Genomic DNA, 5,595 nt, shown 5'->3' with positions numbered 1-5,595 from the left:
GGGTCGGGGTGGAGGAGGAACTCGTCGGTGCACACGACGCCCTTCTCGTACGCCTCGGCCAGCGCCGCCTCCTTGGTGGGGGCGGTCGGCGTCCGGAAGCTGTAGTCGTACAGCACGAACAGCGGCGCGATCGTCACCGGTCCGCCCGCGCCCTCCCACACCGCATAGGGGTCCTCCGGGGTGAGGATTCCCAGTCTTCGGCAGACTTCCACCAGGTGGCGGTACCTCTCCTCACCTCGGAGCTGTACCGGGTCCTCACGTGGGGTCCACAGTTCATGGTTGCCCGGCGCCCATATGACCTTGGCGAAGCGGTCGCTCAGCGTGGTCAGGGCCCACTCGATGTCCTCGGTGAGTTCCCCGACGTCACCGGCGACGAGCAGCCAGTCGCCGTCCGCCGACGGGCGCAGCTCCTCCACGATCTTGCGGTTCTCCGGGTAAGCGATGTGCAGATCACTGATGCCCAGCAGATTCGCGGTGGCCATGCGTCACCGGCCCACGGCGATCGGCCCGGAGAGCGGCGGCTCCTGGCGCACGGGGCCGGGGCGGTGGCGGTGGCCTAAGAGCCCTCGGGCGTCCGACACCGGACGGGGTCGGCGCGACCGCGCCGTAGTTGCCATCATTCGTCGAGTCTCCTCTGTCGTGTCCGGCGGGTGGATCGTAAAAGGAGGGTCGCCGACAGCCGTGCGGCAGGTGGCAGCCGTGCGTCCCTGGTGCTCGGTGCTTGCTCGGTGCTTGCTCGGTGCTTGCTCGGTGCTTGCTCGGTGCTTGGTGCTTGCTCGGTGCTCGGTGCTCGGTGCGTCAAGTGCCTGGCCCAACACCGGTCCGGTTCCATGGGATCGGTCGCTTCGTCCGTATCGGCCGGCCCCCGCGGCAGGCGGGCTCCGACCCACTACAACGCGCAGACTCAGCCGATCAGAAGGGTATTCGGTCCGGACACACCGGCGTCTTCCGTACCGTCCGATGCGGGCCTGCCGCCCGCTGCGGCTCTCGGAACCACGGTCGCCTTCCGCCGGACAGCTCCGCCCACGGCGGTCAACGGCCTATGACGCGAAGGGCCGCCCCCGGAAACTGCGGTTTCCAGGGGGCGGCCCTCGCCGTGCGCGGACGGTGCTACGCGCCGAGCAGCTTGCGCACCCGGTCGGCTCCGACGGCCAGCAGCAGCGTGGGCAGCCGCGGCCCGGTGTCGCGGCCGACGAGGAGCTTGTAGAGCAGCGCGAAGAACGACCGCTGGGCGACCTTCAGCTCCGGGGTCGGCTTGGCGTCGTGCGCCAGCCCGGCCATGATCTTCGGCACGCCGTACACCAGCGTGGTCAGCCCGTCGAGCGACCAGTGCGTGTCCAGCCCCTCGAGCAGCAGCCGCAGCGACTCGCGCCCCTGCTCGTCCAGGGACGCGAGCAGCCCGGTGTCCGGCTCCTCGCGCACGACCGTGCGCTGGTCGGCCGGGACATGGGTGCTGATCCAGTTCTCGGCGCGGTCCAGGCGCGGCCGGGCCTCGTCGAGGGCCTTCAGCGGGTTGTCCGGGTCGAGCTCGCTGAGGATGCGCAGCGTCTGCTCGTCGTGTCCGGCGGTGATGTCGACGACGGAGGCGAGCGTGCGGTACGGCAGCGGGCGCGGCGTGCGCGGCAGTTCGCCCGCCGCGGTCCTGGTGGCCCGCGAGTGGGCCGCGGCGTCGGCCGGCAGAACGGTCCCGTCCGCCACCTTCCGCTCCAGGGCGTCCCATTCGTCGTACAGCCGCTGGATCTCCTGGTCGAAGGCGATCTTGAAGGACTGGTTGGGGCGGCGCCTGGCGTAGAGCCAGCGCAGCAGCTGCGGCTCCATGATCTTCAGGGCGTCGGCCGGGGTGGGCACGCCGCCGCGTGAGGAGGACATCTTGGCCATGCCGCTGATGCCCACGAACGCGTACATCGGGCCGACGGGCTGCTTGCCCCCGAAGATCCCGACGATCTGCCCGCCGACCTGGAAGGACGAGCCGGGAGAGGAGTGGTCCACACCGCTCGGCTCGAAGATCACGCCTTCGTAGGCCCAGCGCATCGGCCAGTCGACCTTCCAGACCAGCTTGCCGCGGTTGAACTCGCTCAGCCGGACCGTCTCGGCGAAGCCGCAGGCGGAGCAGGTGTACGCCAGTTCCGTCGTCTCGTCGTCGTAGGACGTGACGACGGTGAGGTCCTTGCCGCATCCGCCGCAGTAGGGCTTGTACGGGAAGTAGCCCGCGGAGCCGGAGCCGTCGTCCTCGGTCGCCGCGCCGGAGCCCTCCTCGGCCTCCAGTTCGGCCTCGTCCACCGGCTTCTGGCTCTTCTTGGGCTTCTGCTTCGTGCGGTACTGCGCGAGGATCGCGTCGATGTCACCGCGGTGCTTCATGGCGTGCAGGATCTGCTCGCGGTAGACGCCCGAGGTGTACTGCTCGGTCTGGCTGATCGGGTCGTACTCCACGCCCAGCTCGGCCAGCGAGGCGACCATGGCGGCCTTGAAGTGCTCCGCCCAGTTCGGGTACGCCGAGCCGGCGGGCGCGGGCACGCTGGTCAGCGGCTTGCCGATGTGCTCGGCCCAGGACTCGTCGGTGCCCTCGACCCCGGCCGGGACCTTGCGGAACCGGTCGTAGTCGTCCCACGAGATCAGGTGCCGCACCTCGTACCCGCGGCGGCGGATCTCGTCGGCGACCAGGTGGGGGGTCATGACCTCGCGCAGGTTGCCGAGGTGGATCGGGCCGGACGGGCTGAGCCCGGACGCGACCACGACGGGTTTGCCCGGCGCGCGACTCTCCGACTCCGCGATGACCTCGTCCGCGAAACGGGAGACCCAGTCGGTCTCGGTGCTCTGCTGAGCCACGATCGGCACGTCCTTGTTGCTTGGGGTTCTGTGATGGCTTGCGCCACCCATTCTCACAGACGGGTGGGCCGGGTTTCGCGTTGCTTTCCACAGCGCTTTACCACAGCGGGGCCCGGGACGGAAAAATGGATGGCGTCACCGTGGGATACTTGACCGGTACGTCTTTCTTGATCCCTCCCTTGATCCCGACAGGAACGGCATCCATCCCATGGCCTCGGTCCCTTCCCTCGCCGCTACGGTCCACCAGCGCCTCGCGGACGCCCTCTCGGCAGCCCTGCCGGAAGCCGGCGCCTCCGCGGACCCGCTGCTGCGACGCAGCGACAGGGCGGACTTCCAGGCGAACGGAATCCTGGCGCTGGCGAAGAAGCTCAAGGGCAACCCCCGGGAGCTGGCGACCAGGGTCACCGAGGCGCTGCCCGGCACCGGCTCCGGCTCGGTGATCAAGGAGATCGAGGTCTCGGGGCCCGGCTTCCTCAACATCACGGTCTCCGACGAGGCGATCCTGGAGACCCTGGCCGCGCGGACGGCGGACGAGCGGCTCGGCGTGCCCCTCGCCGACGAGCCCGGCACGACCGTGATCGACTACGCCCAGCCGAACGTGGCGAAGGAGATGCACGTCGGCCACCTGCGGTCCGCCGTGATCGGTGACGCCGTCTTCCGGATCCTGGAGTTCACCGGCGAGAACGTCGTGCGTCGGCACCACATCGGCGACTGGGGCACCCAGTTCGGCATGCTCATCCAGTACCTGATCGAGCACCCGCACGAGCTCGACCACAAGGAGGACGTGACCGGCGAGGAGGCCATGTCCAACCTGAACCGGCTCTACAAGGCCGCGCGGACCCTCTTCGACTCCGACGAGGAGTTCAAGGAGCGCTCGCGGCGCCGGGTGGTGGACCTCCAGGCCGGTGAGCCGCAGACCCTCGCCATGTGGCAGAAGTTCGTCGACGAGTCGAAGATCTACTTCTACTCCGTCTTCGAGAAGCTCGACATGGAGATCCAGGACGCGGACGTCGTCGGCGAGTCGGGCTACAACGACATGCTCGACGAGACCTGCCGGCTGCTGGAGGAGTCGGGCGTCGCGGTCCGCTCCAACGGCGCGCTGTGCGTCTTCTTCGACGACGTCAAGGGCCCGGACGGCAACCCGGTGCCGCTGATCGTCAAGAAGTCCGACGGCGGTTACGGCTACGCCGCCACCGACCTCTCCGCGATCCGGGACCGGGTCTTCGGCCTCAAGGCGACCACACTGCTGTACGTCGTGGACGCCCGCCAGGCCCTGCACTTCAAGATGGTCTTCGAGACCGCGCGGCGGGCCGGCTGGCTGAACGAGGAGGTCGACGCCGTCCACCTGGCCTTCGGCACGGTCCTCGGCAAGGACGGCAAGCCGTTCAAGACCCGTGAGGGCGAGACGGTGCGGCTGGTCGACCTCCTCGACGAGGCGATCGCGCGGGCCACGGACGTCGTGCGCGAGAAGGCGGAGAAGGTCGGCCTGACCGAGCAGGAGATCACCGAGAACGGCGCCCACGTCGGCATCGGCGCGGTGAAGTACGCCGACCTGTCGACCTCCGCCTCCCGCGACTACAAGTTCGACCTGGACCAGATGGTCTCGCTCAACGGCGACACGTCCGTCTACCTCCAGTACGCGTACGCCCGTATCCGGTCCATCATCCGCAAGGCGGGCGAGGTCGGGCCGGTCCCGCACACCGGACTGGAACTCGCCCCGGCCGAGCGGGCGCTGGGCCTGCACCTGGACCAGTTCGGGGAGACGCTGTCCGAGGTCGCCGGCGCGTACGAGCCGCACAAGCTGACCTCGTACCTCTACCAACTGGCCTCGCTGTTCACGACGTTCTACGACCAGTGCCCGGTCGTGAAGGCCGAGGGCGGCCGGGAGCAGGTGGAGAACCGCCTCTTCCTGTGCGACCTGACCGCCCGCACGCTGCACACCGGCATGGGTCTCCTCGGCATCCGCACGCCCGAGCGGCTCTGACCCTTACCGGTGGGCGAGAGGGGCCCCGCGCACGCGGGGCCCCTCTCGCGCGTCCTCACCCCGTCAGCCCTCCGGTGAGTACGTCTCCCAGGCACTGCCGCCCAGCGGGTACGCGTACGTGGTCCCGGCCACCCCGCTCGTACGGAACGGCCGGCCGCGGTCGTCCACCCGGACCGTGCCGTGCCGGTCCCCGCTGGTCCACTCCAGCTCCAGGTACCAGCTCACGTCACCGGCCTTCGCGTCGGCCGTGACGACCAGCACCTCGGGGTCGCTCTCGCTGACGGAGTAGCGGAACTCCCGCTCCCCGCCCTTCGGGACGGCCTGCGGGCGGGCCGCGTCCAGGTCGATCCCGTACGACTCCGTCTCGATGTCGCCGCCGCAGCCGACCCCCATGAGGTACTCGTTCCAGGCGGGCGGCGCCGCGCGCCCCACGACCCTGACCCGCAGGGCCTGGAGCACCACGGTGTCCTCGCCGGTGCCCTGCACGGACACCTCGACCACCTGGAGTCCGGCGGACACGGCGCCCATCGCCCGCACCCAGCCGGGCGCGTCCTGCTGCACCGGCGGCGGCGGGACCTGCGCGGGCTCGCGGTCGACGAGGTAGCTCTGACTGCACGGGTGCTCCCACGCATACGGCCGGACACCGACGCTGATGGGCACCTCCGTGCTCGCCGAGGACCCCGAGGAGCGGGTCGGGGACGCGCTCGCGCTCCCGCTGGGTGACGAGGACGCGGAGGGGGACTTCGCGCGGGCCGACGCCGAGGACGAGGGGGAGGCGGAGAGGG

4 protein-coding genes are annotated in these 5,595 nt (G+C 70.2%); 1 reads left to right on the top strand and 3 read right to left on the bottom strand.

Annotated features, from left to right (window positions below):
• On the bottom strand, positions 1-482 hold a 482-nt coding region (locus GUY61_RS33710; protein WP_166634126.1), incomplete at its 3' end, for a metallophosphoesterase.
• A 628-nt stretch (positions 483-1,110) separates the two neighbouring features.
• Entirely contained in the window at positions 1,111-2,835 is a 1,725-nt protein-coding gene (lysS, locus tag GUY61_RS33705) for a lysine--tRNA ligase (protein WP_166634125.1), read from the bottom strand.
• Positions 2,836-3,034: 199 nt separating this feature from the next.
• Between lysS and argS the strand changes: the two genes are divergently transcribed.
• Complete coding sequence (gene argS / locus GUY61_RS33700) at positions 3,035-4,810, top strand: arginine--tRNA ligase (protein WP_166634124.1); 1,776 nt, start codon at positions 3,035-3,037, stop codon at positions 4,808-4,810.
• 63 nt (positions 4,811-4,873) lie between these two features.
• Here argS and GUY61_RS33695 read toward each other — a convergent pair whose 3' ends face one another.
• On the bottom strand, positions 4,874-5,470 hold the full coding sequence (locus tag GUY61_RS33695) for a hypothetical protein (protein ID WP_166634123.1): 597 nt from the start codon (positions 5,468-5,470) through the stop codon (positions 4,874-4,876).
• Positions 5,471-5,595 lie beyond the last annotated feature (125 nt).

This window comes from Streptomyces sp. GC420 (assembly GCF_009916105.1).
GTDB lineage: Bacteria > Actinomycetota > Actinomycetes > Streptomycetales > Streptomycetaceae > Streptomyces.
The sequence above is the reverse complement of the archived record's forward strand: the minus strand, read 5'-3'. Positions and strand labels throughout refer to the sequence as shown.

Coding starts and splice junctions, on each gene's coding strand:
- argS (WP_166634124.1), top strand. CDS start 3,035: ATGGCCTCGGTCCCTTCCCTCGCCGCTACGGTCCACCAGCGCCTCGCG.